Genomic DNA, 25777 nt, shown 5'->3' on the forward strand with positions numbered 1-25777 from the left:
GCCGCCCCCGAACCGCTGTGAGAGGCCTCGGGGCTCGCGGGCATGACGCCGCAACAGGGCAGGCGTCGCCATGTCCACGCCGGATGCAACCACTGTTCCGCCACCCCGGGCAACGACCCACACAGCACGCCCACTTCACTCACGCTTCGGCCCCAAGGCCGCCCGAAACTGCGGTTCCGTGTGCACGAGGGCGCTGCGGAACCGGCGTTCCGCGCGGGGCGGGTACCGGGCGCCGCACCCGCGCTCCCAGCGCGGGAAGCGATCGCGCCCGGGCTGACCCCGACCCTTGACCTGCGGTGTTTCCGTGCACGTCCGGTGACGGGGACGTCAGGGAACCAGCACGACCTCAAGCGGCAGGCCGAGCGGGATTCCGGGCCGGGGTCCGGGTGCGTCCCTGACCGACGTCGGCCGGCGGGTGGGGTGCTGTCTGTACGGGCGACCGAGCAGCGTCGCCATCCTCCCTCTTGTGTGCCGCTGCTCACCGGGTGGCAAATCACCACATCGCTGGCGTACCACTCTCTCAGCGGTTACGGTTATTGCAGATATGGTGGCTGGGTTCTCGCAGGAGGAGGCGGACATGGTGCGGAGCAGCGTTCTCGCCGGGGCGACGAAGGTGGAGCCCGACCCTGCCCACCGTGGTGCGCTCAGGGAGGCCAGTCGTCTGGGCGCCGACGACGTCCAGGCGGTGTTGCGGACGGCCGATGGCTCCGAGCTGGTGCTTCCTTCAGAGCTGGCCCGGATACTGATCGCTTCCGCCGGTGAGCTGGCTGCCGGGCATGCGGTGACCGTTCTTGCGTCGGAGACCCAGCTGACCCCGACCGAGGCCGCGGAGCTGCTGGGGCTGTCCCGGCCGTTTGTGGTCCGGCTCCTGGACAGCGGTGAGATTCCCTCGCATCACTTGCCCGGTAGCAGCCACCGAGTGGTGCCTCTTGCCGAAGTTCTGCAGTTCCAGGCGAGGAGGGAGCGCAGGCGGGAAGGTCGCCGGCGCATCGCGGACACGGTGGAGCAGACCGATCTGCCCTACTGATCGGTGACGGTAGGCAGGTGGTCGGAGAGGAAGTCGTCCCGTGCGGGTCTTTGTGGACACCAATGTGCTCTTCCCGTTCTCGGTGATGGATCTAATGCTGGCGCTCACCGAGGACGCGGTGCACGAACTCGTGTGGTCCGAGCGGCTGCTGTCCGAGTGGGAGCGTGTGATCGTCCGTGAGCAGCAGCGCTCTGCCGCCTCGGCCGCGGCCATCACAGGGGCGATCCGGGAGTTCTTCGCCGACTGCGCGGTCGACGAGCTCGAGTACGCGCATCTCGTCGATGTCATGCCGGGCAGCGACCCGGATGATCGGCACCACGCGGCCGCTGCGATCGCGGGCGGCGCGCGAACGCTGATCACATGGAACCTTGACGACTTTCCCGCCCGAGACTTGGTCCGGCATGGTCTGCGTGTCGTCGACCCGGACACTTATCTCTGCGCGCTCCTCGAGGAGTGGCCGCGTGAGGTGCGTACGACGGTCATCCGGCTGGCGGCGGAGAAGCGCAACCCTCCTGTCACCTTGCGCGCAGTTCTCGCCCGCCTGGCCAAGGCGGGCGTTCCACAATTCGTTGACCGCTTCGGCGAGTAGGCGGTCCGAGACGGAGAGGGGCCTGCCGACTGCTGACCGGGGCGCGCGGGCATCAGCCGGCCGCGGCTGCTGATCGGCCGCACCCGAACGCCCGGGTGCCCGACCCGGTCTCGCCGGGTCGGGCACCGTGTGCGGGTCGCGCTTCGCTCAGCTGCGGGTCCAGCGCTGGTTGTTGCCGCCGGAGCAGGAGTAGAGCTGGATCTTGGTGCCGTTGGCGGTTCCGGTGCCGACGGCGTCGAGGCAGAGGCCGGACTGGACGCCGGTGATGGAGCCGTTGGAGTTGAGGCGCCACTTCTGGTTGTCGCCGCCCCAGCAGTTGTAGATCTGGACCGCGGCGCCGTTGCCGGAGCCGGCGGCGTCCAGGCACTTGTTGCCGTAGACCCGGAGCTCGCCCGTGGACGTGTGCGTCCACTGCTGGTTGGCGGCGCCGTTGCAGTCCCACAGCTGGACCTGGGTCCCGTCCGTGGTGCTGCTGCTGGGCACGTCCAGGCAGCGGCCGGAGCCGACACCCTTGATCGGCGCGGCGCCCGAGGTGGGCGGCGGGGTCGTGGGCGGCGGGGTCGTCGGGTTCGGGCCGGGCGAGCCACTGTTCAGGGCGTTGAGGACGGAGGTGTAGGCGGCCTTCTTGCTGCCGTCGTTGTTGAACAGCAGCGGAGTGTCCCCGGACCGCCAGGAGTCGCTGTCACGCACGCCCCACACGGTGATGCCGATGCAGCGCGGCACGGCCAGGCAGTCGTTGACCACGTTGGCGTAGGTCGTGGCGGAGGCGCCCTGGATGTCGAGCTCGGTGACGGCCACGTCGACGCCGAGGGCGGCGAAGTTCTGCAGGGTGGTGCGGAAGTTGCTGTTGTAGGGGCTGCCGCTGTTGAAGTGGGACTGGAAGCCGACGCAGTCGATCGGCACGCCGCGCTGCTTGAAGTCGCGGACCATGTTGTACATGGCCTGGGTCTTGGCCCAGGTCCAGTTCTCGACGTTGTAGTCGTTGTAGCAGAGCTTGGCGGCCGGGTCGGCGGCGCGCGCGGTGCGGAAGGCGACCTCGATCCAGTCGTTGCCGGTGCGCTGCAGGTTGGAGTCCCGGCGGGCGCCCGAATTGCCGTCCTCGAACGCCTCGTTCACCACGTCCCACTCGGCGATCTTGCCCTTGTAGTGGCCCATCACGCCGTTGATGTGGTCGATCATCGCCTGGCGCAGCGTGCTGCCGCTGAGGCTCTGCATCCAGGCGGGCTGCTGGGAGTGCCAGGCCAGGGTGTGGCCGCGGACCCGCTTGCCGTTCTGCACGGCCCAGTTGTAGACGCGGTCGGCGGAGGTGAAGTTGAACTGGCCGCGCTGCGGTTCCGTGGCGTCGATCTTCATCTCGTTCTCGGCGGTCACCGAGTTGAACTCGCGGTTCGCGATCGTCGTGTACGTCGAGTCGCCGAGCTTGCCCGCGGCGATCGCGGTGCCGAAGTAGCGGCCGTTCTGCGTGGCGGCGGCGCCGAGCGTGCTCTCGGCGGCGCTCGCGGTCGGCAGGCCGACCAGTGCGGTGGCCAGGCCGACGGCACCGACGAGCAGTGCCAGCAGCAGGCCGCGGATCCTCCGGCGGACGTCGGATCCTGGAAGGGCGTACGAGCCCATGACTGTGCCTCCCATGCGGGAATCGCGGATGAGGTGCGGGACGGAAGGACTGACGCTGAGGCCGAGTGGCCGGAAGGGCCGGAAGGGCGGACCGGAAACGGCCGGCGACGGCCGGCGCGGGGTTCGGGGCCCGTCAGGGCCTACGGCGGTCGCCGGCGATGGTGCGACACGGACATGGGGGGACCTCACCGTCGCGGCTCGGCCGGCGGGGGACGCACGCGGCGTGGCCTGCCTCTTCCCTTGCGAAGAGCCGGGACGCGCCGGTGCGGACCTCACCGGACCAGGTGATGTGTGGGGGTGGTCGTGCGCGTGCTGCGGTGCGGAACTGCGGTGTGTGCAGGGGTACTTGTGACGCTCTGGTCAGTCGTTCCAGTGGTGGATGATTGCGGCGCCGCAGAGGGCCGTCAATACGCCCGGCAGAAAAACATTTCTCTCCGGAGACCGAAACTTTCGACCTCCCGTTGTGCTGGACGACGCTCCGGGTGCTCCCGCCTGCGGATCAGTCCTGCCAGGCAGGATCCAGGCAGCGCCCAGGCAGGGCAAGGAAACGGCCGCCGTCCATCCGCCTTCTCCCTCGCGCGGAACCGCCGGATCGGTGCCGGATTCGGTCGCGGGGGCCGCGCGTGCGCGGCGCGCGACACCGATGTGTCTGAGCTTTCTTCGAAACATTTCGGAGCCTTCTCGCGTCGCACGCGGAGGCTGTTCAGCGGTGCGCCGCCCGCGCGTACGCCGCCTGCTCGTACGCCGCCTGCTCGTGCGCCGCCTCCGGCGACAGCGACTCCCCCCGCGCGAAGGCGTCCTCGAACGCCACCGCCCCCAGCGCGGCCGTCGCCGTGGCGGTGGCGCGGTCGACGTCCGGGCGCTCCGCGGCCGGGAGCGGCGCGCCCGTGGCGGCGCGGGCGGCGGAGGCGGCGCCGAGGAGGAGCGCCGCCGTCCCGGGACGGTCCGCGAGGGCGTGGGCGGCGGCGAGGCCCTCCAGGGCGAGGGCGACGGCCCGGGGGTCGCCGGTGGTGAGGGCCGTCGCGTAGCCCTCCTCGTGGTGGGCCAGCGCGCCCCGCGCGTCGCCGCGCAGCTCCGCGACGAAGCCCAGCTCGGCCAGGACCAGCGCGTTCGCCCCGTCGAGACCGACCTGGCGATGCCATCGCAGGACCGTACGCATCCGGGCACCGGCCTCGTCGAGGAGCCCTTCACGGCGCGCGCCGAGGCCGAGCCCCAGCTCCGCGTTGATCTCGCCCGCGCGGAAGCCGAGTTCGGCGGCGAGGCGCCGTGACCGCTCGTGGTACTCCCGCGCTTCGCCGAGGTCGCCGGTGAGCAGCGCCACCCGCCCGAGCCCCGACAACAGGTCCGCGGCCTGGGTGGAGAGGCCGAACTCGTCGGCGGTGTCGAGCGCGTCCTGCCGCAGCCTGGCCGCCCGCTCGTAGTCGCCGTGGATCTCGGCGACCGACGCCAGCGGGTACACCGACCACAACCGGCCGCAGGCGTCCCCGACGTCGGCGAAGAGCTGCGCGCTGCGCCCCGCGTCCGCCTCCGTACCGGCCAGATCGCCCCGCAGCAGCCGCTGGACGGACCTGTCCGCCAGCGCGGCCGCCTCTCCCCAGCGCTCACCGAGCGCCCGGAAGCCGTCCAGCGAGGCCTCGGTGAGCGCCTCGCCCTCCAGGAGGTCCCCCGTCCCGCACAGGGCGTGCGCCAGGAACCACCGCGCCCACGCCGTCTGCCGCGGGTCACCGAGCCGGTCGCACGCCTCGAGCGCCCTCTCGATCCGGGCCGCCCGCCCGGCGCCGTCCCCGGTCAGGATGGCGATGCCGGTCTGCCACACGCCGGCCCTCGCCCGCGGTGCCGCCTCCCCGCCGGGCAGCGCGAGCGCCGCGGTGACCGAGCGTCGCGCCTCGCCGAGCCGGCCGCGCAGGATCCAGTACCAGGACAGCGCGTCGACGAGCCGGAGCGCCTGGTCCGTCTCCTGCCGCTCGACCGCACCGTCCAGGGCCGAGCGCAGATTCGCGCTCTCCGCGTCCAGCCGTGACAGCCACGTGCCCTGCTCGTGTCCGCGCAGTCCGGGCTCCGCGGTCTCGGCGAGCCCCGTGTAGTACGCGAGGTGCCGCCGCCGTACCGGCTCCGTCTCGTCCGCTTCCCGCATCCGTTCGACGCAGTACGCGGAGACGGACTCCAGCAGCCGGTACCGGGACCCCTCGGCCCCGTCGACGGCGACCACCAGCGACCGGTCCACCAGCCGCACCAGCACGTTCAGCACGTCCCCGGCATCGACCCCGTCGCCCGCGCACACCTCCTCGGCGGCCTCCAGCGTGCACCCCTCGGCGTGCACGGCGAGCCGCCGCAGCACGGCCTGTTCGGGCTCCTCCAGCGGCTCCCAGCTCCACTCCAGCACCGCGCGCAGCGTCCGCTGGCGGGCGGGCGCACCCCGCTGCCCGGCGCTGAGCAGCCGGAACCGGTCGTCCAGTCCCTCGAGCAGCCGGTGCACACCGAGCGCCCGCACCCGGGTCGCCGCCAGCTCCAGGGCCAGCGGAACACCGTCCAGCCGACGGCACACGGCGCCGACCGCGTCCGCGTTGCGCGCGTCGACCACGAAGCCGGGCGCGGCGGCCGTGGCCCGCGCCGTGAACAGGTCGACGGCGTCCCGCGGAGCGAGCGGCGGCACGGCCCACAGGGTCTCCCCGGCCAGCGCCAGCGGCTCCTGGCTGGTGGTGAGCAGCACCAGCCCGGGAGCCGACCGCAGCAGCAGCTCCGCCAGTGCCGCGGCCTCGTCGATCACATGCTCGCAGTTGTCGAGGACGAGCAGCATCCGCCTGTCGCGCAGCACCTCGGCGAGCCGGGCCGCCGCGTCGAGCGGCGGCTCCGCCTCGGGCCGTACACCCCAGACCCCGTCGTCCCGCAGCTCCATCGTGGCCGCGACGACCTCGGCCAGGTCACCGCCGGATCCGGCGAGCTCGACCAGCCACGCCCCGTCCGGGAAACCGTCCTTCACCTGTTCGGCGACGGCGACCGCCAGCCGGGTCTTGCCGACGCCGCCGGGACCGGTCAGGGTCACCAGCCGCCGTGTGCGCAGGAGTTCGCGTACATCGGCGACCTCGCCCGCCCGGCCGACGAGATCGCTGAGCGGGGCGAGGATGTTCGTCCTGGTTCGGGCGGGAGCGGGGTCCCGGCGGGCGGCGCCCAGGCCGGGGTCCTGCCGGAGCATCGCGCGCTGCAGCGCGGCCAGGTCGGGGCTCGGGTCGAGACCGAGTTCCTCCGCGAGCCGCGTCCGCAGCTCCTCGTATCCGGCGAGCGCCTCGCTCTGCCGCCCGGACCGGTACAGCGCGCGCAGCTGCACGGACCGCAGCCGTTCCCGCAGGGGATACCGCGCGACCAGCTCCGCCAGCTCGCCCGCCAGTTCCGCGTGTGCACCACTGTCGAGGCGGGCTTCGGCGTGCTCCTCGAGGACGGCGAGCCGGTCCTCCTCCAGCCGGTTCACGGCAGCCCGGGTGAACGCCTCCTGGGCGAAGTCCGCGAACGCCGGCCCCCGCCACAGGGCGAGCGCGTCGGCGAGCAGCCCGGCCCGCAGGCGCGCGTCCTGCTCGGCCCTGGCCCGGGCCGCCAGCGCGGCGAACCGGTCCGCGTCGAGGGCCCCCTCGGCCACGGCCAGCCGGTAGCCCGGTGCCCGGGACTCGACGAGTGCGCGGCCGCCCGGCTCCGCCTCCTCCAGGACGCGGCGCAGCTGGGAGACCTTGGCCTGCAGTGCCCTGGCCGGGTTGCCGGGCGGCTCGTCGCCCCACAGGTCGTCGATCAGCCGGTGGGTGGCCACGGGCCGCCCCGGGGCGACGAGCAGGGAGGCGAGCAGGGCCCGCACCTTCAACTCCGGGACGCGGACGGGCTGCCCCGCGTCGGTCCACACGGCCGTCTCCCCCAGCACCCCGAATCGCATGCCGTCACGGTAACGCGCGGCGTTCGGCGCCGCCTTGGTGTTCCCGGCCGGTCAGGGCGCACCGGAGCCGCCGCCCCGAACAGGGCCGTAACACCGCCCGAGCCGTATCCGAAGGCCCGCGTCCGACGGTGTTCCCCGACAGCAGCCAGTCACCGGGCACCGAACCCGTCGAAGGGGACCCACCATGAACAAGCTCACCGGCACCACCGCTCTCGTCACCGGCGCCAGTCGCGGCATCGGCCGTGCCATCGCCCTGCGCCTGGCCTCCGAGGGCGCCCGCGTCGGCGTCCACTACGCGAGCAACGAGGCGGCGGCCAAGGAGACCGTGGCCGCCGTCGAGGCGGCGGGCGGCGACGCCTTCGCGATCCGTACCGAACTGGGCGTCCCCGGCGACGCGGAGGCCCTGTGGCGTGCGTTCGACGAGCACGCCGACGGCCTCGACATCCTGGTCAACAACGCGGGCATCGCCGGTCCCGGGCTGATCCACGAGGTGTCGGAGGCCGACTACGACAAGGTCTTCGCGGTCAACGCCAAGGCCCCCTTCTTCATCATCCAGAAGGGCCTGGAACGCCTGCGCGACGGGGGCCGGATCATCAACGTCTCCTCCGGCGTCACCAAGGTCGCCTTCCCCGGCATGACGTCCTACGCCGCCTCCAAGGGCGCCGTCGAGGTACTGACCCTCACCCTGGCGCAGACCCTCGGCTCCCGCGGCATCACCGTCAACGCCGTCTCCCCCGGCACCATCGAGACCGACATCCACCCCTGGATGGCCGACCCCGCCGCCAAGGCCCACGCCGCCGGCTTCTCCGTCTTCGACCGGGTCGGGCAGCCCGCCGACGTCGCCGACGTCGTCTCCTTCCTCGCCTCCGACGACGCCCGGTGGGTGACCGGCCAGAACATCGACGTGAGCGGCGGCTCCGGCCTCGGCATCTGACCGCCCCCTCCATCACCCGCGGGATCACCCACAAGTTCTGCCACCGGAGAGAACCGGAGACACCCATGCCCCACACCCTGCTGGTCCTGGCCCACCCCCGGTCGGACTCGCTGACCGCCCAGGTCGCCGGCCACCTGCGGGTCCGCCTCACAGAGGCGGGCGGCACGGTCGACGTCCTCGACCTGTACGCCGAGGAGTTCGACCCGCGGCTGACGCCCGTCGACGAACCGGACTGGGAGGACCGGGAGAAGCGGTACTCGCCCGAGGTCCACGCCCACATGGACCGGATGGCCGCCGCGGACGACATCCTCGTCGTCTTCCCGGTGTGGTGGTTCGCGCCGCCCGCGGTCGTCAAGGGCTGGATCGACCGCGTGTGGAACTACGGCTTCGCGTACGGCCGCAGCAAACCCCGGCTCGCCGGGAAGCGGATGCTCTGGCTGGGTCTCGCGGGCGGTACCGACGCGGACTACGCGAAGGCCGGCCTCGACACCGCGATGGACGTCCAACTGCGGGTCGGCGTCTCCGAGTTCTGCGGCATCACCGAAGCGTCGGTGCATCTGCTGCACGGCACCGAACTGTCCGGCGTCCCGCACGCGCTGCGACCCGCGCGGGTACGGGAGGTGTTGGCCGCGGCCGGCGCGGCACTGGACCAACGCCTGCCGCACTGACGCCCCCGTCCGGCCGGTCACGCCGGCGGGCTCAGCCACTCCGCGAACGCCGCGGCCGTCCGGGTACCCGCCCGGACGGCCGCGGCGTTCGCCGTCCCGCGCACGCCTCCGGGCGCGGCGCACGCGGACACCCCCGAGGGACACGGTCCTCCCGCCTGGCCCGGTCCTCCCGCCCTCCCCGAGCCGCTCAGGGCGTCCGCACCCTCCCGAACACCACCGCAACACCGTCCGAGCCGGATCCGAAACACCGCCCCGCACCGTGGCCCCATGACCAACGACATCGCTTCCCGGGCCCCCGAAAAGGCAGGCGCCCGGCAGTGGCTCGGGCTCGCCACCCTGCTCCTCCCCGTGGCCCTGATGACCGCCGACCTCGGTGTGCTGTGGCTGGCCACGCCCCATCTCGCCGCCGATCTGCGGCCCAGCAGCGCCGAGCTCCTGTGGACCACCGACATCTACGGGTTCCTGACCGCCGGAACCCTGGTGATCATGGGCACGCTCGGCGACCGCGTGGGCCGCCGCAAGCTGCTCATGGCCGGCTCGGCCGGGTTCGTCGTGGCCTCGCTGATCGCCGCGTACGCCCCTAGCCCGGAGGTGCTGATCGCGGCCCGTGCGCTGCTCGGCATCGCCGGCGCGGCCGTGCTCCCGTCCACGCTCTCCCTGATCAGCCACATGTTCACCGACCCGCGTGAGCGGGCGACGGCCGTCGCGATGTGGGTGACCGCGCTCTCGGTCGGCCTCGCCGTCGGACCGGTCGTCGGCGGTGTGATGCTGGCGAGTTGGTGGTGGGGCTCGGTCTTCCTCATGGGCGTACCCGTCATGCTGCTCGCTCTGGTCACGGCCCGGACGCTGCTGCCCGAGTACCGCGACCCGGCCCCGGGACGGCTGGACCTGGCGAGTGTCGCGCTGTTCCTGCTGGCCGTCCTGCCGGTGGTGTACGCGATCAAGAGCCTCGCCTCGGGCACCGCCGCCTGGGAGCCCGCCGTCGCCTTCGCCGCCGGAGCGGTGAGCACCGTCGCGTTCGTACGCAGGCAGAACCGTCTGGCCGCGCCTCTCCTGGACCTGAGGCTCTTCCACGACCGGGCCTTCACCGGCGCGCTCCTCACCCTGCTGCTCGGGATGGCCGCCCTGAACGGCGTCGAGTACCTCGTCCCGCAGTACCTCCAGGCCGTGGCGGGACAGTCGCCGCTGGAGGCCGGACTGTGGCTGCTGCCCGGAGCGGCGGGGCTGATCGCCGGTTCCCAGCTCACCCCGGTCCTCGCCCGCCGGATCCGTCCGGCGTACGTCCTGGTCGGCGGCCTGCTGCTCTCTCTCACCGGGTACGCGGCGATCGCCCTGTCCGAGGGCGTCCTGACCGCCTCGCTGGGGCTGGCCGTGATCATGTTCGGGATCGCCCCGATCAGCGTCCTCGGTACCGTCCTGGCGGTCGGTGCCGCACCCGAGGCGAAGGCGGGGGCCGCCGCGGCGACCGGCCAGACGGCCTACGACCTGGGCCTGGCCCTGGGCATCGCGGTCACGGGCACCCTCGCGGTCGCGGTCTACCGCGGCGAGATGCCTGGCGAAGCCCCCGCCGCGGCCAAGGACACCATCGGCGCGGCGATCGCCGCCGCGGAACGAATCCCGGACGGTGCCGCGCTGCTGGCCTCCGCGAAGGAAGCCTTCACCACGGGGCTCCAGACGGCGGCCACCACGAGTGCGGCCCTGGCGCTGGTGACCGCCGCCGTGGCGGCGACACTGCTGCGGCACATCCCGGCCATCGGCACGGCCACCGCCCCCGCCGGGACGGGGACGGAGCCCGAGGCGGCGGCCCCGGAACCGGTCACGGCAGCTCCCACGCCCTGAGCGCCGGTGGGGGCGGAACACCAAAGCCATCCACTGCTCCGCACAACAACGAACCCCCGGGTCTCTGACCCGGGGGTTTCCCATGGAGCGGGTGACGAGTACCGAACTCGCGCTCTCAGCTCGGGAAGCGACGGCGGACTGGGAGCGCTGGTATCGCGACCACATCCCGCTGGCGGAACAGCTCTACCGCGAGTACGTCAGCGACGACGAGGACTGAGGAGGGGCCATGCCCAAGAAGATCGCACAGGACTGAGAGGTTCTGGAGCAGGAGCTGTACGAGGCCGGTGCGAAGCCCGCCGACGTGGGGGCCGGCTCCCGCCGCCTCTTGGCCGAGGCGCGCGGTCACCAACTGGCGGAGGCGCGCCGTCAGTCCGGCCTCGCCCAGCGGGACGTCGCCACCGACGAGGATTCTGGCTGCTTGCCAACCCTCACCCGGGCGCACGAGGGGGGCGGGCCGCCGTCAGGGCAGTTGTTCGGGCCCGATGACGGTGAGTCCCACCTGCGCGGCAATCCAGTGGGCGAATGGCTCTTCGCGTTGGCGGCCATCGACGACACCACCGCGGACGTGGACGAGAACGGTGTGATCGCCGGTGGGCTCGTCGAGCTCACGCGTATGGGCGTTGAAGAGAAGGGTCACCTCAGCGTGTTTTGCACTCGCCCTGGAATCCCGCCTCCGGTGCGTCCGGCCACTGCAACGAGTCCCAGTTGATCCAGCCCGCGTTCGGACCGATCGCCGCGGTGAAAGAGTCCTCGATGCTGCCGATCGGAAGGTCCAGCACCTCCCACTCCACCGGCAGCCGCCCCTCGAGTGCCGCCGCCTCGGTCGGCAGGCCACTCGCCGGGACACCGACGGCCAGAGGGGGCTGGTCCTCGAACGGAACCCCTTCCACTTCCTCCAGTTCGAACGCCCCGGAGAACCACCCCTCGGTCATGGCCCGCGCCATCCGCCGCACCTCGGCAACGGATTGCATCTCCGCGTACGCCGAGACCTTGGAATACTCCCAGCGGCCGAACTCCACGAGGCAACACGCGACACTCAGGGCCACCACAGGACAGGAAGTGCGGAAGACGGGACAGGCGACGTCGTTGGACATCCGGTGACTGTGCCACGGTCCTGTCATCACAGGCCATCGCATTGACGGCGCGCTCACTTGGGCGCGTGGAGGGCACGAGCCCTCGGAAATGGTCTGGACAACAAACAACCCCAGGTCGCTGACCTGGGGTCTCACTCTGGAGCGGGTGACGAGAATCGAACTCGCGCTCTCAGCTTGGGAAGCGACAGCGCTCGCACAGGTTCCATGGCGCTGACCAGCATTGATACCTGACCCCCGAGGTGATCGTGCGTGTCGGAATGCACCGTCGTTGACCGTGTGTTGCCGTCCTTACGGGCATGCGGAGGGCACGGGACGTCGTAAAGCGGCGGGCCGGCGCCACCGAAGGGACGGCTGCACACGGTCCGCCCGCCCAGTGCGGGGTTCAGCTGTTGAACGGGGCGTTGCGACCGCACTGCATCCCCGAGCGCCTGGCGCCGGAACCTCCGTCGTTCGATCAGAGCCGCGCGGTGCTACTGCTTTCCACCCGCTATGCTATTTCGAATGGCATACTCGGAGTGTGACTGACGACGACGTTGACTTTCCGCCCGGCGACGGCCCTACCAGCGGTATCTCCGTAACCTTGACCGCCGGAACCCTGCAGGCCATCCGTGAGCGGGTCGGCAAGCGAGGTGTCTCGGCTTACCTGGAGAAGGCGGCCCAGCGGCAGATCGAGCGCGACAATCTGGACGAGCTGATCGCAGACTTCGACAAGGTGCACGGTCCGGCCGATCCCGAGGCCGTGGCGGCCAAGCGTGCCCGGCTGACCGGAGGCGCCACGAACGCCGGGGCGGCCGCGTGAGCGGTGTCCTGGTCCTGGACAGCGAGGGCCTGGCGAAGGCCGTCCACCGGGATCGGGAAATCCACGAGTGGCTGACGGCGGCTCGCGACGCGGATCTGCCCGTGATCACCTCGGCGGCCGTGTTGGTCGAGGTGATCCATCCGAAGATCAACGACGCCGCACTGAGGTGGACCCTGTCCCGTCTGAGCGTCGAGCCGGTGACCCAAACCGTCGCGCAATCCGCTGCCGCCTTGCTGCGGGCAGCGGGGCTGCACGGCCACAAGTACGCCATCGACGCCATGTTGTGCGCGACCGCCCTGCGGCATCCCGGCAGGGTGACGATCCTGACTTCCGACGTAGAAGACGTCGGGATGCTCACTGCCGGGCATCCACGCGTGAGCGCCGAAAAGGTCTGAGCCGAGGCAACTGCTGGCAAGACGTGCTCTCCTGCGTCTCCCTTCTCTGTCGCGGAGACGGCGCGCGGGGGTAGGACGCCGCGGTCCCGAAGCCCTTGGACCTGATCAGGGCGCACTCACCTGTCATAAGTGCAGTACTGGGGATACATCAGTGTCGGCCGGCCTGAGGCAGAGCAGACCTAATCCATAGGCGCGTCCGCGGCCGATGCCGGAGAGGACCGCTCCCTGCAATGCGATGGGGTCAGCGATCAGAGCCAGCCCTTCCAGACGGGTTGCCTGAAGAAAGGTCGGGTTTCTCGCCAAGCGCCTCGCAATGACGGCCCCCTTCTCTCTCTCCGTCGGCACCGAAGGCGACGCTGCCTTGCGCCGCGATCCAGGACACCGGAGAGGACCGGTCGGCCGGGACCCGATCAGGCGGTCAACGCGGTCAACATCCACTGGATCCAGGGGGAGGAGCCCCGAGCCCGTCACCATTGAGGAGCGTGGAGAAGACGACGGAGAACCACTCGGGCAGAAGTGGTCGCACGTGGCATCGCGGGCAGGGGAACCCAACGCCGTCCTGGCGGGGTGGTCCGCCCGCTCTCCGCCTACCAGGCGCCCACCGCACCGGTGGGCTGACCCGAGCCGACCCGACCGGGCCGGGCCGGGCCCGCGCCCGGGGGCGAGGCATCGCGAGGGGGAATGCCTGGCCGCCGCCGGCCCGCTCCGCCTCTCCTGCCCTGGGTACCGGAATCCGTCCGGTTGAGTACCAGTACTCAGGATGCGCCGTCCGGAACCCGCGAGAGTGGGGGAAACATACCGGCGCAAGGGGAGACCATGCAGTTCAAGACTCAGCTCAAGGCACTGTCCGGCAGACTCGCGAACCTGGCCTTCCGCAGCACCGCGTCACGCCTCTACCTGGCGACGATGGCCGCCCTGATGGCGTGCCGCGAGGTCTCGGTCCGCTTCACCGACCAGAGCCACAGCGCATCCCTGGACATGACGCTGAATCTGCTGACGACGCCGACCGGACTGGTGCTGCGCCCCCTCGAATACCTCGTCACCCTGAACATGACGGGTACGACGGTGCTGGTCTCCTCCTACGTCACCCTGCTGACGGCGACGCTCGTCCAGGCGGCGCTGATCGGCATGCTGGCGGAGCGGGTCGCGAACCGGGGCCGCGGGGCGGCCGCCTGACCGGGCGGCCGGTGCGCGGCCGGTCCGTCGCGCGGCCGAGGACGCAGAACTCGCCGCTCTCGACGTCGGCGAGGACCCGCCACGGCACGTCGTCCCCGCTGGTGATGATGTCCAAAGGCCTGGATCCACGCCTCGAATGGGGCGACTTAGGGTATACGGAGGGCACGTAGCCCTGAAAATGGTCTAGACAAGCAACAAACCCCAGGTCGCTGACCTGGGGTTTTGATCTGGAGCGGGTGACGAGAATCGAACTCGCGCTCTCAGCTTGGGAAGCTGCGATCATTCGGGGCTAACTTGGCAGCTGACCTGCGCGAACGGCATGAGTGCCGTCTCGTCGGCCTCGGCGGCTTTCACCGCGGTTCCCCGCTGTTTCCCGCTCGATCTGGTGCGCTTGTGGTGCGCGGCTGGCGGCTGATCGGCATCTCGTAGACGATCTCGCAGAGCGCGGCGGGCACGACGATGTCCGCGGTCTCCACGGGCCGCCCCTGGTCGCTGTAGTACGTCCGCCGGATGTGTGTGACGAGCGCGCCCTTCTGGATGCCCAGAAGTGAGGCCTCCTCGGTGTTCGCCTGCCTCGGCTCCGGCTGCTCCACGGCGTGGCTGACGGTGATGCCGATCTCCGCCATGCGGTTCACGACGCCCGCCCCGGCGTGCGGCCCTCCCTCGGGGAGTACGACGAGCGTGCCGGCGGTGAGGTCATACGGCTCCCAGCTCGTTGACAGCTGCACCGGCCGGCCGTCGGCGAGGAACTCGTACGCCGTCCGCACGCACGGTTCGCCCTCGGCGATGCCGAGACGCGCGGCGATCTCCGCCGGTGCCGGGACCTTGGCCTCGGTCCGGCTCTCCCAGTCGCCCTGCCTACCCACGGCCTTCATGTCAGCCCGGAACGGGGAGCCGCTGGGTTGCTCGCGCGCCGATGACCGGACCATCCGCACGCGCTGCCGTGGCTCGGCCACGTAGGTGCCGGAACCGGCGCGGCCTTCCAGAACGCCTTGGGAGATCAGCAACTCCTGCGCGCGGCGCACCACGTTGTCGCCGACGCCGTACTCCTGGCCGATCTGGGCTCGGGAGGGAAGCCGGTCGCCCGGCTCCCACTCGTGCTCCGCGATCCGCCGCCGAAGCTCGTCGGCGATGCGGAGATAGGGCGGTTGCTCAGGCATATGGAAAATCTAGTCCACTAGCTCTAATCTAGTTAACTAGCTTCACTTAAAGTGATCGCCGCAAACCGGAGGGCTGCCCTGTGTCTGCTTCCAAGGAGCGTGCGGAGGCCATCGCAGCCCGGTTAACGGCCGTCGGGCTTGCCACGCGCGTGGAGGAGCGCGACGACTGCACGGCCATCGGTGCGGAGGTGTCGGAACCACTCTCCGCCGAGTCATGGCGGGAGGTCCTGGAAGCGGTGGCCGATGCCGACCGCTTCGGCCTCCTCGCCACCAGTTCGAACGACCGCACCCTCTGGGCGGTCGTACGCAAACGGTCCCCGCGACGGGCGATGTCGGGGGACCGGGTCACCAGCGATAGGAGCTGAATACCGTGCTCAATCGTATCCGTCGTACCGCCTCGCGTTTCAGGGAGCGGTATCTCCACAAGGGTCGGCACCGCCGCTCCGTAACGCCTCTGCGGCCGGTGCCCGTGTTCCCGGAGGGCGCTTACGGCGCAGTGCTGTCCCTGCGTCGGCACCGTGAGCACACGGACACTCTCGTGGCGGAGGAGGCGGCGCTCGTCCGCCCGTACGTCCTGGCCAGTGAGGCGCGAGCACGACACCGCTCGGCGGCCGTCAGCTGCGCTCCTCTCGCCGCCCCTTGGTACGCCTCGGCAGGTGACCGCTGATGCCTTCCCGCCAGCAACCCCACAACACCCACCCCGGGCCCGACTCCTACCAGTCCGTCTCCTGCCGCATCGGCACCCACCGGGCCTGCGCGGAGTCTTCCCCGGTCACCGCACCGGTCGACGTGCCGGTGATCTACGAAGCCTGCGACTGCTCGTGCCACACCGCTGCCACGTCCTCGGTATCGAGAGAGGCTGCACAGTGAGGCGGCCAGCTCTCAGCGGCGCCGTGCTCTCCCCCGTCGAGATCACCTCGGCCAGCGTGCGGCTCGGCGACATCATTGAGGTCGGGGGCCAACACTGCCGGGTGACTGACCTCTTCCAACTGCCCGGTGGTGCCAAACGACTCGTGCTCGACTCGGGCGAATTGCTGACCATTCACACCAGGACTCGGCTCGTCGCCCTGCGGCTCGTGCGAGTGAGAGGCGGTGATCGCGCCCGTGCCCTCGCGACGCGACATCATCGCCGATGACCTCCGGGACCGGATCGTCACCGGTCGACTCAAACCCGGTGAACGCCTGCCATCTGAGGCGCATCTGGCCGCGCAGTACAGGGTCAGCACACCGACGCTGCGAAACGCCCTCGCCGTACTCCAGGCGGAAGGCCTCGTCGAGAAGACCCACGGCAAGGGAAACTTCGTCCGCTGTCCGCTCCGCAGGATCACGTACGTCGGCGGGAGGCGAACCCCGGACGCTCATGACAGGGATCTTGCACCCCTGAGTGTGACCGTCCGAACCACCAAAGTGCGGGCCCGCGGACATCTCGCGGCCCTGCTGAAGATGCCGACCGGAAGGCTTCTCACCGAGATCCTCTGCCTCGGCCATGAGGACGAGAGACCGCACAGCCTGGCGCGCATCTACGTCCCCTGCGACCTGGCGCCGGCCGCTGTGCTTCGTGAGCCACTCCCGTATGAGGCGGTGATGACGCGGCTGAAGGAACTTCGCCCGCCGCCGGCTGAGGTCCGGGAGGAGATCAGCGTCCGCCTCCCGACACCGGAGGAGGCGTCCACTCTACGGATCAGCTCTGCCTTGGCGGTCCTGGCCATCACACGACAGATGGCAGACACCGCCGGGCGTGTGATCGAGGCCGCTCTCCTGGTGCTGCCGGGCGACCGCGCCGACGCGGTGTTCACCACTCACCATTTGATCGACGAGAGGCCGGCGATAACGTGACGACGCCAGACGAACTGCGGCTCCTCCCCTGGACGGGGCCCGACGGCAAACCGTGCTTCCTCAGCACCGATGACAGCGGCGGTTACATGTCCCGCCTGGCCGACACCATCGAGTCAGTACAACTCGACACGGCAACGGAACTGCTGGACCAAGCGATCGACATGCTCGCCGCGGACACGGCTCCAGGCGATGTGCGTCTCCTGGCGAGGAACCTGATCGGAGCCCTGCGGGACACGCTTCGCGTGGCAACCAGCAGAGGCCATCGCTTGGACAGCCGCCCTGCGGATCTCTCTTCCTACTGACCAGTGGACCTGACGAAGCCCACGGTGCCGAACAGTTTCGGCTGCCGTGGGCTTCTGCCATCGGCGGTACTGCCGCGTGACCGCCGCACTACAAGTTCGATCCGAACACTCCCTTGAGGTGTCAGGAAGCGGTTGGGTCGGACGTGCCGGATCGTGCATTTATCCAAACAAAAGCGAAGAACAGGAAATATCAGACTCTCTGTCGCGACAAGGCATTCATGCTGCACAATGACTCTCTGGAGATCACAAATATGGAAGGCGACCCTCATGGCCCCACCGCATTCTCGGTGGTTTGTTCGTAACGTTACGGTGCGTGGACTCGCCGGCCGCTCAAAAACGTTCGAATGGACCCTGAACCCTGATGTAAATGTGTTCTTCGGGCGTAACGGAAGCGGCAAGACAACGCTGTTGCGTATCGTTCATTCGGCACTGACCGGTGACGCTATCCCGCTCCTGGGATCTCCGTTCGAATCAGCTGCAGTCGAAATCTGGTACCCGCACACCGGCCAGAGAATTGTAAAGTCGTTCAAGATGCCGCCGGATGAAGATTTCGAAATGCTGCGACGTGAGCCGGCGTTCCGACGTCACATTGAGAGGCTCCCCCCAAGCCAGCGACGTGGATTTCTTCCTGATGGTGTCGCCTGGGAAACAACTGAGCGCTCTGGTGCGCGAGGCAGGGTGCCACGCTCATTCCCGCATCGATATCTTCCCACATCTCGAATCATGGATAGTGTTTCACAGGACACGCCTCGTGAGTTGTCGCGCGAATGGTCGATGGATGAGTACTTTGCCGACTCCATTCAGAGGCTCTGGGCTCGCTACTCCGCGGACGTCCTCGGTGCAGTTAGAAAAGCACAAGAGGACGGGCTGGCCCGAATCCTTCAAGGGGTTATTTCTCCTACTCAGACACGGGAGCAAATTTCACTCAACCTAGACCCGGATATGGCTTTTCGGCGAGTCGAGAGATTTTTGCAGCGGCAGGGGTCCCGCCATCTGATCCAAGACAAAGAGAGCTTCACGGCTCGATTCGACTCCGAGATGGCATTCAAGCGAGTCGTGCTTGATATCAATGAAGTTGAAGAGCAGATTGAACTTGCTCTCCTCCCCCGCACCAAACTAGAAGACCTCGTGCGTAGACTTATCTCCGGCCCAAAGCAAATTAGCTTTGAGAACAGTCAGATTCGCGCACTGGCCAGGGACTCAAAAGAAATTTCGCTTGATAAGCTTTCATCTGGAGAGAAGCAGCTCATCCGCATCCTCGTCGAGGTTCTTTCAGCGGGGGGCCGCCCGCTGATCATTGATGAGCCTGAGCTGTCTATGCATGTAGATTGGCAACTAGAGCTGATTGATTCAATTCAGACGATCGATGATACAGCGCAGGTCATCACAGCCACACACTCTCCTGAAATCATGGCGAACATCTCCGACGAGAAAATTTTCACGTTTTGAACAGACTAGTGCACTCCCCTAAAGGGTTTGTTCGTCGGATGCAGATGTCACAGACGCAGTTTTTCATCTTCATCGAGGGAAAGAACTCTGACGGGTTCGTCCATGGAAGTAACTGTGACAAAGCGCTCGCCGACCTGACGATACAATACGAGCTAATCAGATCCGATCAAATCGGCTCCGAGGGTAGTGGGAAAACGCGACTGATAAGTCACTTCAAGCTCCTTTCCGAATCCGGGTCACTTATCAATAATTTCAAAGGCAAGGTTACCGCTTCTGTCTTTTTAATGGATAAGGATCTAGACGACTTTCGCGGTAGTCAAATCGATTCTGCTCACGTCATTTACACGCATTTCTACGACGTGGAGAATCATATTTTCAACGAAGGCGACCTTCGGTACGCTATTTCTGCTGCCTGCAATTTGGCCCCCCAGCGTGTCCGTCAAGAATTCCCGGATGCCCGTACTTGGAACACGCGCATTGCGAAGTACTGGCAGGAATGGGTCCGTTTGTGCTTCACGGCCAACATGTTGCGGCTTGACGGTGAAGCCAACTACGGGCGCCCTTCGCCCCTGAACCCTGTCCCCTATTCCCCTCCGCGCGGCGAATTGGTCAAGGAGTTCGAGTCTAGATCTCACAAGATGGCCCGCCAGGTGCACTCTGGGAGTTGTCAGAAATGGCGGGACGGGCGGATGCAGGTGGACGCCCTTTACGAAGACGGGCGCCATGATGAAATCTTCAAGGGGAAATGGTACGCCGAGGTTCTGGCTAGATACCTCGTGGATCTAGACTCTGACGTAGATAAGCGTGCGTTGGCTTCCGTGCTCGTACGGCAGATGGCTTCTACGATGACCTTCGACAGTAAGTGGTCTAAAGAAGTTCAATCGAGAGTAAGAAAGCTGGCCGTTTCGGCAGGATTCCGAATCCCTCCGCAACGTGTCGGCGTAGACGCCTCCGCGAACGAGCGCACCGCTGCTAAGCCCGAGTGATGCATTAGGTGACGAGTACGCGCGAAGAGCCTGACTCGATGAGCCGGGCTCTTCGAATGCCGCCAGCAATAAAGGGTCCCCGCGGCGGTCGTCCCGCCCGGGGCTCTCCCCGGCTCAAACTATCGGGCGGGCTCTGATGACTGCACTACGACGCCAAGTGGAGCACCCCGGCCTCCGCCCTGAACATCGACCACATGGTGCCGCTTACTGAAGCCTGGGGCATCGGGGCATCGCGATGGACTGCGTAGCGACGTGAGGCGTATGCGAACGGCCTCGACGCCCAGACCTCCGTCGTCATCGTCTCCGCGGCCTCGAACCGCAGCAAGACCGACGAGGACCCGGCCCAGTGGCTGCCGCCGGACGTCGATCGGCACTTGCGCCGGTATCCGAAGCGCCGTCTCCAAGCAGGGGGGAGAGCCGTCATCCCCCATCGTCAACCACCTTCGGTCGGCCCACGAGAGACAGCCCGAGCGGGGCTATCGCGGTGCGCCCCTCGATGCGAACTACGAGCGCGGCGGTCGCTGAGGCTTGCTGGGCTGACCAGCCGGCCGCGTACTTGCATTGATGGTCGGCTGCGGTCGAACCGGTTGCTGTACTCCGCTGCTGTACAGCAGCAGGTACGTGAGTGCGGACAGCACGCACACACGCAGAGGAGATCCGGAAATCGGGCGACGTGCGCTTGAGCCTGCCCCATAATCCAGCTAAGGACGACAGGGGAGGGTGGCACGTGGGGACGTACTATGCACCGCTGGCAGGGCTAATTCCTCAAGATTTTAGCGATCCTATCCAGTGCGGAAAGTACGGCATCATCCCCCGGAAGTGGGATGTCAGTATTTTCGATTGGGCGGAACTGGGGAGCAAGCATAAAATCCAGTTCCCCTTCACGGCTGGCGATATCCGCCTCAAGCGCTGTAATCTAGAAATCTCGCTCGCCGCGGAATCCGTTGACGACGCACGACGTATGCTCCTCCCGCTCCACGTGATGATGTACACCCAAGGCGTGCATCCATTCTCCGTTCAGTTCATGTCGAGTCATTCGATAAATGAATACGCTGGCATTAACTCTCGCAAGTCGAGCTACACAATAGACTCTCTCCCGGAGGGGTTGCGGACCGGAATCAACAGTGCGACTGCGTGTGTAGAAATGTGGGAAGCTCCTTACACTTCTGGCTCCGTGTCACGCAGGGAGGGCCTCGCACGGACGCTGACTCCGAGCGTGTTCATGCAGGTAGTGGAAGATGTGGAGCGATGGACTGCCCTCCGGGGTCAGTACCCTGTCTGCTCCTTTATTGAACGCGTCCTGACGTCGAGCCCCGTCGTGCCTGACGCCGGGCAGTCACTCCTCCACATCTGGACTGGCCTTGAAGCACTATTCCCCAAAGTTCAGTCAGAGGTCAGCTTTCGACTCGCCCTTTACCTGGCCCAGATGCAGGCCCCTTTGGGGGATCGGCAGGAATTCTTCCAGCGCGCAAAGCGGTCGTATGGCGATCGATCGAAGGTGGCTCACGGCGGAATCATCAAAGCGAAAAACGATCAGGACCCCTGGGTGGAGGCGTGGACCATTCTCACGCATACGGTGCGCGCCATCCTCCATCGCCGCTCGATCCCAAAAGAAGAGGAGTTGATCCAAGAGCTACTTGTAGCGGCAGATGCAAGTGATTAAAACCAGCGGTCTGCGACGATTCCCGCTTCGCCACTACTCACCCCAGCTCCCATCCCGTGTGCCGTCGACCCACACTCCGTGGAGCAGGCGCGGTGCCTGGCGTCCAGGTGGAGCGCGCCACTGTACGAACGACCTGGACGCCAGGTGCCGTGTCTGCTCGGCTCTGCCTGGGTCGACGGCACGCGGGATGGGAGCATCCCGCGCCCGCCACCTTCGGCCGGCACTCGGCCGCGGCGCCCCCACCATCCCGGCGTCGGCCGATCCCCCGCCGGAGGCATGTCTTTTACCTGCGGGTGACTTCCTAGCTTCACCCGCATGCACGCAGCGCGCCGCCGGGCGGGGCCGCCGCTGGCGAAGACAGGGCGGCGGCCCCGCCGACAAGGCGGCGCGCGCCCGCGCCGTGCGCGGGTGCTTGATGAAGTAGGGAAAGTCTTATCCCGCTGGGATGAGCTGCTCGCCGTCGTGGCTTCGTACGTGGGGGCCGTTACCGTCCAAGGCGTCCAAGAGCCTGATCGCGTAGACCTCGGCCATGCGTTCGCTGACCTCGGCGGGCGTGAGCCAGGAAACGGCCGTCGACTCACTCGACGTGCGCTCGGTGCCGCCAGAGGGCTTGCAGCGGAAGACCAAGGCGACGATGCCGCGGGTGGTGTTCTTGTAGACACCGGTGAGTTCATCCACCTCGATGTGGATGCCAGTCTCCTCCAAGACCTCGCGGGCCACGCCGGCTTCGGGGGTCTCGTCGAGTTCCAGTACACCGCCGGGGAGTTCCCAGGTGCCGTTGTCGGCTCGGCGGATGGCCAGGAGGCGGCCGTCCTCGCGCACCACTGCTCCGGCGACGGATACGGAGTGCAGGGGTGAGGGCGTTGCTTCCTGTGATTGACTCATGTACAGGAGCATAGGAGGCGAAGAACGGCTATGGGAACTGCGGCAGAGGGGGGCAGGTCCGGGCCTCGGTACGTGCAGATCGCTGATGAGATCGTCCGGCAGATCCGGGCCGGTGTGCTCAAGCCCGGTGACATGGTGCCGAGCGAGTCGGAGCTGGTGGAGCGTTACGGCGTCTCGGGCGGCACGATCCGTAAGGCCATGGTCGAGGTGCGGGCGAGCGGGCTCGTCGAGACGCGGCACGGCAAGGGCTCGATCGTGAAGGACCGGCCGCCGGTGCGGCACCGCTCCTCGGACCGCTTCCGGCGGTCCCATCGGCAGGGCGGCAAGGCTGCGTATCTCGCGGAATCGGCGCAGTCCGGTGCCACGGCGAAGGTGAGCGTTCTCTACATCGGCCCCATGGAGGCGCCCGAGGATGCCGCCCAACGGCTGGGCGTTCCCGCCGGCACGCAGGTGCTTGCCCGGCGGCGTCTCTACTTCCGCAACGGCACCCCGGTCGAGACCGCCACTTCGTACCTCCCCTGGGATGTCGTGAAGGAGATCCCGGAGCTGTTCGCCGAGAACCCCGGCGGCGGTGGCATCTACGCCCGGCTCGAAGACCACGGACATGAGTTCGCCGAGTTCGTGGAGACGCTGCAAGCGCGGCCGGCCTCCAAGGTGGAGGCGACCGAACTCGCGCTCAGCCCCGGCGCGCCGGTGGTTCACCTGATCCGTGAAGCTCGTACGACGGCCGGTCTCGTCGTCGAGGTCTGCGACACGCTCATGGCCGCTGACCAGTTCGTCTTCGAGTACCGGATCTCCGCCGCCGACTGACGGCCGCTCAACTCCCCACAACCCGTCGCCACTTCGTCGTCACGACGGGTTGACTCATGTACAGGAGTCAGGCACTCTTCTTCCCATCACTCATATACATGAGTGATGGAGTTCCAGATCTATAGAGGAGTGACTCGCTGTGCGTCAGATTCCCGTGGAGACGTCCGGTGCCACCGTGATGGTGGCGAAGGCCCCGCAGCTCAAGGTCCGCGACCGCCGTACCGGTGAGATCGCCACCGATACCGAGACCGGCGTCCAGCTGATGACGATCGACGTGATGTTCGCGGCCAACAACGAGGTGGAGATCCTGTCCGTCACCGTCCCGGAGACCGGCTTCTCCGGTGAGCTGACCATGGGTACCCCGGTCGCGCTCACCGGCTTGGTCGCACGGCCGTGGGAGAACGAGTTCAACGGCCAGAAGCGGCACGGGATCGCCTTCCGGGCGGTCGCCGTCACCTCGCTGGCCGGCGCCGACTCGGCCTCGAAGGCGGCCTGAGCCATGACGTGGCCGCCCGTTTTGCTGCTGCTGGTGATCGTCGCCGCTGCGGGTCTCCTGAGGTGGCGGCTCCCCGCCTGGTACTGGCTGACTTTCGGGGTCACTCTCGCGGTTCTGCGTGTCCTGGTCCGCTACGCCTCGGTCATGGACGCCTGCGGCCTGACGGTCCCGCCCTCGCGCTGGCGTCTGGCGCTGGCCCGCATGACCAACGGTCCGGTTCCGGAGCCGCGCGCACCCCGCATCCTGCGACTGCGTCCCACTCGTACCGGCCTGGTCCTGCGGCTCAAGCTCCGGCCCGGACAGGACGCGTTCGACGTCGCCGCCGCCTCGGACCGGCTGCGTCACTCCTTCGGCATGTACGGCGTGACCTCCCGTGAGGTGCGCTCCAGCATGGTCGAGATTCGGATGACCGGCTACGACGTGCTCAAGCGGGTGCAGATGCCTGCCAGGACCGACGCCGGCCCTATGCGGGTCCCGGTCGCGCTGCGGGAGGACGGATCGGTCCACTACCGCGACTACCGTGCCGTCCCGCACGGCCTGACCCTTGGCGCGACGGAGTCCGGCAAGTCCGTCTATCAGCGCAACCTCGTCGCCGGACTCGCGCCGCTACACGTCGCCCTCGTCGGCATCGACTGCAAGCAGGGCGTGGAGCTGTTTCCCCTGGCACGCCGGTTCTCCGCGCTCGCCGACAACCCTGACACCGCGCTGGAACTCCTGGAGGCGCTGGTCTCCCACATGGGAGACGTGTATCAGCTCATCCGGGCCGAGCAGCGCATCAGTGTCGCCGTACCGGATGCGGAGATCGCCGCCGACATCTGGGACCTACCCGAAGACCTGCGGCCGGTGCCGGTCGTGGTCCTAGTGGACGAGGTCGCCGAACTCGCCCTCTTCGCGAACAAGGAGGAGGAGAAGCGGCGGGACCGGATCATCACCGCTCTGGTCCGCCTCGCCCAGCTCGGCCGCGCGGCCGGCATCCATCTGGAGATCTGCGGGCAGCGCTTCGGCTCCGAACTCGGCAAGGGCATCACGATGCTTCGTGCCCAGCTCACCGGCCGGACCGCCCACCGCGTCAACGACGAGACCTCCGCCAACATGGCCTTCGGCGACATCGCGCCGGACGCCGTCCTGGCCGCCATCCAGATCCCCGCCGAAACCCGCGGCCTCGCTATCGCTGGTGACTCCTCGGGGGGCTGGCACCGCATCCGCGCCCCGCACACCTCACTCCGGCAAGCCGTGAACACCTGCAACAAGTACGCCGAGCGCACCCCGGATCTCCCCGCCCTGGCGGCCTTCCGGCCCGCGGTCGCTCCTGTGCCCCCGGCCCGCGTGCCGCTGTCCAAGACAGCCCCCGCCACCGGCTGACCTCTCCACACCCCATGGTCGGCGCGACCGTACTCCGCGCCATGTCCTTACCCCCGCCATGCCTGATCACAGGGAGGAGCCGTCATGACCCGCCCCGCCCTCCGCGTGGACGCCGTGCTCGTTCAGGCCGTCATCGCCGGGGCACTGTCCTTCGCTCACCTTCACGACCTCGCCGCCGCCACCGGACAGGACGGCTGGAAGGCCTGGGCCTATCCGGTCTCTGTGGACCTCCTCCTCGTCGCCGCCTGGCGGCGGCTGCGCACGGACGGTCCGTCCCGGCTGGCCTGGTGCTGGTTCCTCATCGCCCTGGTCGCCTCGCTCGGCGCCAACGTCGCCACTGCCGGACTCCTCGACCTGGACGACGTCCCGGCCTGGCTGCGCATCCTGGTTGCCGCCTGGCCCGCCCTGGCCTTCATGGGCGGCACCCTCCTCGCCCACTCGCCCGCGGGCCGCACCTCTGCCCCGTCGGCCCCCGCACCGGTGCCGGACCCCGTGCCCGTGGTGGAAACCGGACCCGGTGCCGCCGCTGAGCCGGACCCGGCTCCGGCACCGGTGGCGGCCGTCGACGACACCCCCGCCCCGGTCGCCGAACCGGACCTGGCACCACCGGCCGTGCCCGTCCCAGCAGCGCTGCTGGAGCACGCCCGCAAGGTCGCCACCGACCACGAGGAGCGGACCGGTGCCCGGATCGACACCGACACCCTGCGTGCCCGCCTCGGCGTCCCGCCGCACCTGGCCGACGCCATCGCCACCCGGCTCGTCTGACACCGAAAGGAG

25 protein-coding genes and 2 pseudogenes are annotated in these 25777 nt (G+C 68.5%); 20 read left to right on the forward strand and 7 right to left on the reverse strand.

The genetic code is table 11. The annotated features are described in order from the left end of the window. Positions 1-577 precede the first annotated feature (577 nt). On the forward strand, positions 578-1027 hold the full coding sequence (locus tag ACWD3O_RS01495; RefSeq protein WP_451414495.1) for a helix-turn-helix domain-containing protein: 450 nt from the start codon (positions 578-580) through the stop codon (positions 1025-1027). Between the two features lie 40 nt (positions 1028-1067). After that, entirely contained in the window at positions 1068-1616 is a 549-nt protein-coding gene (locus ACWD3O_RS01500; protein WP_451414496.1) for a PIN domain-containing protein, read from the forward strand. A 147-nt stretch (positions 1617-1763) separates the two neighbouring features. Here ACWD3O_RS01500 and ACWD3O_RS01505 read toward each other — a convergent pair whose 3' ends face one another. Further along, positions 1764-3230 carry an endo-1,4-beta-xylanase gene (locus ACWD3O_RS01505; RefSeq protein WP_451414641.1) on the reverse strand — a complete coding sequence of 489 codons (1467 nt, stop codon included), beginning with the start codon at positions 3228-3230 and terminating at the stop codon, positions 1764-1766. Positions 3231-3933: 703 nt separating this feature from the next. Further along, on the reverse strand, positions 3934-7146 hold the full coding sequence (locus tag ACWD3O_RS01510) for a BTAD domain-containing putative transcriptional regulator (RefSeq protein ID WP_451414497.1): 3213 nt from the start codon (positions 7144-7146) through the stop codon (positions 3934-3936). A gap of 184 nt (positions 7147-7330) precedes the next feature. Between ACWD3O_RS01510 and ACWD3O_RS01515 the strand changes: the two genes are divergently transcribed. From ACWD3O_RS01515 to ACWD3O_RS01530, 4 genes are all read left to right on the forward strand, one after another. Then, positions 7331-8080, forward strand: a complete 750-nt coding sequence (locus tag ACWD3O_RS01515; RefSeq protein WP_451409607.1) for an SDR family oxidoreductase — start codon at positions 7331-7333, stop codon at positions 8078-8080. Positions 8081-8145: 65 nt separating this feature from the next. Then, on the forward strand, positions 8146-8748 hold the full coding sequence (locus tag ACWD3O_RS01520; protein ID WP_451409608.1) for an NAD(P)H oxidoreductase: 603 nt from the start codon (positions 8146-8148) through the stop codon (positions 8746-8748). A gap of 267 nt (positions 8749-9015) precedes the next feature. Continuing rightward, a complete protein-coding gene (locus ACWD3O_RS01525; RefSeq protein ID WP_451414498.1) occupies positions 9016-10587 on the forward strand; it encodes an MFS transporter in 1572 nt (523 codons plus the stop codon). A 91-nt stretch (positions 10588-10678) separates the two neighbouring features. Next, the gene (locus tag ACWD3O_RS01530; protein WP_451409610.1) at positions 10679-10804 is read left to right on the forward strand and encodes a hypothetical protein; all 126 of its coding nucleotides are present in this window, start codon (positions 10679-10681) and stop codon (positions 10802-10804) included. 243 nt (positions 10805-11047) lie between these two features. Here the strand turns inward: ACWD3O_RS01530 and ACWD3O_RS01535 are convergent, their stop codons facing one another. Further along, a complete protein-coding gene (locus tag ACWD3O_RS01535) occupies positions 11048-11224 on the reverse strand; it encodes a hypothetical protein (RefSeq protein ID WP_451414499.1) in 177 nt (58 codons plus the stop codon). A gap of 1 nt (position 11225) precedes the next feature. After that, the gene (locus ACWD3O_RS01540; protein ID WP_451414500.1) at positions 11226-11681 is read right to left on the reverse strand and encodes a hypothetical protein; all 456 of its coding nucleotides are present in this window, start codon (positions 11679-11681) and stop codon (positions 11226-11228) included. A 517-nt stretch (positions 11682-12198) separates the two neighbouring features. Here ACWD3O_RS01540 and ACWD3O_RS01545 point away from each other — a divergent pair. Together ACWD3O_RS01545 and ACWD3O_RS01550 are read left to right on the forward strand one after the other, a co-directional pair. Further along, entirely contained in the window at positions 12199-12480 is a 282-nt protein-coding gene (locus tag ACWD3O_RS01545; protein WP_318213685.1) for a hypothetical protein, read from the forward strand. Continuing rightward, on the forward strand, positions 12477-12875 hold the full coding sequence (locus tag ACWD3O_RS01550) for a PIN domain-containing protein (protein WP_451414501.1): 399 nt from the start codon (positions 12477-12479) through the stop codon (positions 12873-12875). Before ACWD3O_RS01545 ends, ACWD3O_RS01550 begins: the two co-directional genes overlap by 4 nt. A 123-nt stretch (positions 12876-12998) precedes the next feature. Here ACWD3O_RS01550 and ACWD3O_RS01555 read toward each other — a convergent pair whose 3' ends face one another. Continuing rightward, on the reverse strand, positions 12999-13349 hold the full coding sequence (locus tag ACWD3O_RS01555; RefSeq protein WP_451414502.1) for a type I-E CRISPR-associated protein Cas6/Cse3/CasE: 351 nt from the start codon (positions 13347-13349) through the stop codon (positions 12999-13001). Between the two features lie 342 nt (positions 13350-13691). On the opposite strand from ACWD3O_RS01555, the gene ACWD3O_RS01560 reads away from it, so the two are divergent. After that, complete coding sequence (locus tag ACWD3O_RS01560; RefSeq protein ID WP_451409614.1) at positions 13692-14051, forward strand: SCO4225 family membrane protein; 360 nt, start codon at positions 13692-13694, stop codon at positions 14049-14051. Positions 14052-14401: 350 nt separating this feature from the next. On the opposite strand, the gene ACWD3O_RS01565 is transcribed toward ACWD3O_RS01560, so the two are convergent. Next, entirely contained in the window at positions 14402-15211 is an 810-nt protein-coding gene (locus ACWD3O_RS01565) for a GntR family transcriptional regulator (RefSeq protein WP_451414503.1), read from the reverse strand. A gap of 80 nt (positions 15212-15291) precedes the next feature. On the opposite strand from ACWD3O_RS01565, the pseudogene ACWD3O_RS01570 reads away from it, so the two are divergent. From ACWD3O_RS01570 to ACWD3O_RS01600, 7 genes and pseudogenes are all read left to right on the forward strand, one after another. Beyond that, a pseudogene (locus ACWD3O_RS01570) lies at positions 15292-15569 on the forward strand (hypothetical protein). 734 nt (positions 15570-16303) lie between these two features. Then, positions 16304-17047: a GntR family transcriptional regulator gene (locus ACWD3O_RS01575; protein ID WP_451414504.1), complete on the forward strand. Its 744-nt coding sequence runs from the start codon at positions 16304-16306 to the stop codon at positions 17045-17047. Continuing rightward, positions 17044-17349 (forward strand): hypothetical protein, encoded by a 306-nt coding sequence (locus tag ACWD3O_RS01580; protein ID WP_451414505.1) that lies wholly within the window; start codon positions 17044-17046, stop codon positions 17347-17349. Before ACWD3O_RS01575 ends, ACWD3O_RS01580 begins: the two co-directional genes overlap by 4 nt. A 309-nt stretch (positions 17350-17658) precedes the next feature. Further along, positions 17659-18798 (forward strand): AAA family ATPase, encoded by a 1140-nt coding sequence (locus tag ACWD3O_RS01585; RefSeq protein ID WP_451414506.1) that lies wholly within the window; start codon positions 17659-17661, stop codon positions 18796-18798. Between the two features lie 38 nt (positions 18799-18836). Next, positions 18837-19784, forward strand: coding sequence for a hypothetical protein (locus ACWD3O_RS01590; RefSeq protein ID WP_451414507.1), 948 nt, complete (start codon positions 18837-18839; stop codon positions 19782-19784). A gap of 143 nt (positions 19785-19927) precedes the next feature. Then, positions 19928-20164: pseudogene (locus tag ACWD3O_RS01595) on the forward strand (HNH endonuclease); the annotation flags it as partial. A 347-nt stretch (positions 20165-20511) separates the two neighbouring features. Continuing rightward, positions 20512-21447 carry a hypothetical protein gene (locus ACWD3O_RS01600; RefSeq protein WP_451414508.1) on the forward strand — a complete coding sequence of 312 codons (936 nt, stop codon included), beginning with the start codon at positions 20512-20514 and terminating at the stop codon, positions 21445-21447. Positions 21448-21879: 432 nt separating this feature from the next. Here ACWD3O_RS01600 and ACWD3O_RS01605 read toward each other — a convergent pair whose 3' ends face one another. Then, a complete protein-coding gene (locus ACWD3O_RS01605) occupies positions 21880-22344 on the reverse strand; it encodes an NUDIX hydrolase (RefSeq protein WP_451414509.1) in 465 nt (154 codons plus the stop codon). An 18-nt stretch (positions 22345-22362) separates the two neighbouring features. On the opposite strand from ACWD3O_RS01605, the gene ACWD3O_RS01610 reads away from it, so the two are divergent. The 4 genes from ACWD3O_RS01610 to ACWD3O_RS01625 all read left to right on the forward strand — a co-directional run bounded on the left by ACWD3O_RS01610 (position 22363) and on the right by ACWD3O_RS01625 (position 25765). Beyond that, entirely contained in the window at positions 22363-23142 is a 780-nt protein-coding gene (locus ACWD3O_RS01610) for a GntR family transcriptional regulator (RefSeq protein WP_451414510.1), read from the forward strand. Between the two features lie 139 nt (positions 23143-23281). Beyond that, positions 23282-23638 carry an SCO3933 family regulatory protein gene (locus tag ACWD3O_RS01615; protein ID WP_451414511.1) on the forward strand — a complete coding sequence of 119 codons (357 nt, stop codon included), beginning with the start codon at positions 23282-23284 and terminating at the stop codon, positions 23636-23638. A 3-nt stretch (positions 23639-23641) separates the two neighbouring features. After that, positions 23642-25000 carry an FtsK/SpoIIIE domain-containing protein gene (locus tag ACWD3O_RS01620; protein ID WP_451414512.1) on the forward strand — a complete coding sequence of 453 codons (1359 nt, stop codon included), beginning with the start codon at positions 23642-23644 and terminating at the stop codon, positions 24998-25000. An 84-nt stretch (positions 25001-25084) separates the two neighbouring features. After that, positions 25085-25765, forward strand: coding sequence for a DUF2637 domain-containing protein (locus tag ACWD3O_RS01625; RefSeq protein WP_451414513.1), 681 nt, complete (start codon positions 25085-25087; stop codon positions 25763-25765). Positions 25766-25777: the final 12 nt, after the last annotated feature.

This window comes from Streptomyces sp. NPDC002640 (assembly GCF_053592575.1).

Coding starts and splice junctions, on each gene's coding strand:
- ACWD3O_RS01495 (WP_451414495.1), top strand. CDS start 578: ATGGTGCGGAGCAGCGTTCTCGCCGGGGCGACGAAGGTGGAGCCCGAC.
- ACWD3O_RS01505 (WP_451414641.1), bottom strand. CDS start 3,230: ATGGGCTCGTACGCCCTTCCAGGATCCGACGTCCGCCGGAGGATCCGC.
- ACWD3O_RS01510 (WP_451414497.1), bottom strand. CDS start 7,146: ATGCGATTCGGGGTGCTGGGGGAGACGGCCGTGTGGACCGACGCGGGG.
- ACWD3O_RS01515 (WP_451409607.1), top strand. CDS start 7,331: ATGAACAAGCTCACCGGCACCACCGCTCTCGTCACCGGCGCCAGTCGC.
- ACWD3O_RS01520 (WP_451409608.1), top strand. CDS start 8,146: ATGCCCCACACCCTGCTGGTCCTGGCCCACCCCCGGTCGGACTCGCTG.
- ACWD3O_RS01525 (WP_451414498.1), top strand. CDS start 9,016: ATGACCAACGACATCGCTTCCCGGGCCCCCGAAAAGGCAGGCGCCCGG.
- ACWD3O_RS01540 (WP_451414500.1), bottom strand. CDS start 11,681: ATGTCCAACGACGTCGCCTGTCCCGTCTTCCGCACTTCCTGTCCTGTG.
- ACWD3O_RS01555 (WP_451414502.1), bottom strand. CDS start 13,349: ATGGTGACGGGCTCGGGGCTCCTCCCCCTGGATCCAGTGGATGTTGAC.
- ACWD3O_RS01560 (WP_451409614.1), top strand. CDS start 13,692: ATGCAGTTCAAGACTCAGCTCAAGGCACTGTCCGGCAGACTCGCGAAC.
- ACWD3O_RS01565 (WP_451414503.1), bottom strand. CDS start 15,211: ATGCCTGAGCAACCGCCCTATCTCCGCATCGCCGACGAGCTTCGGCGG.
- ACWD3O_RS01590 (WP_451414507.1), top strand. CDS start 18,837: ATGCAGATGTCACAGACGCAGTTTTTCATCTTCATCGAGGGAAAGAAC.
- ACWD3O_RS01605 (WP_451414509.1), bottom strand. CDS start 22,344: ATGCTCCTGTACATGAGTCAATCACAGGAAGCAACGCCCTCACCCCTG.
- ACWD3O_RS01610 (WP_451414510.1), top strand. CDS start 22,363: ATGGGAACTGCGGCAGAGGGGGGCAGGTCCGGGCCTCGGTACGTGCAG.
- ACWD3O_RS01620 (WP_451414512.1), top strand. CDS start 23,642: ATGACGTGGCCGCCCGTTTTGCTGCTGCTGGTGATCGTCGCCGCTGCG.
- ACWD3O_RS01625 (WP_451414513.1), top strand. CDS start 25,085: ATGACCCGCCCCGCCCTCCGCGTGGACGCCGTGCTCGTTCAGGCCGTC.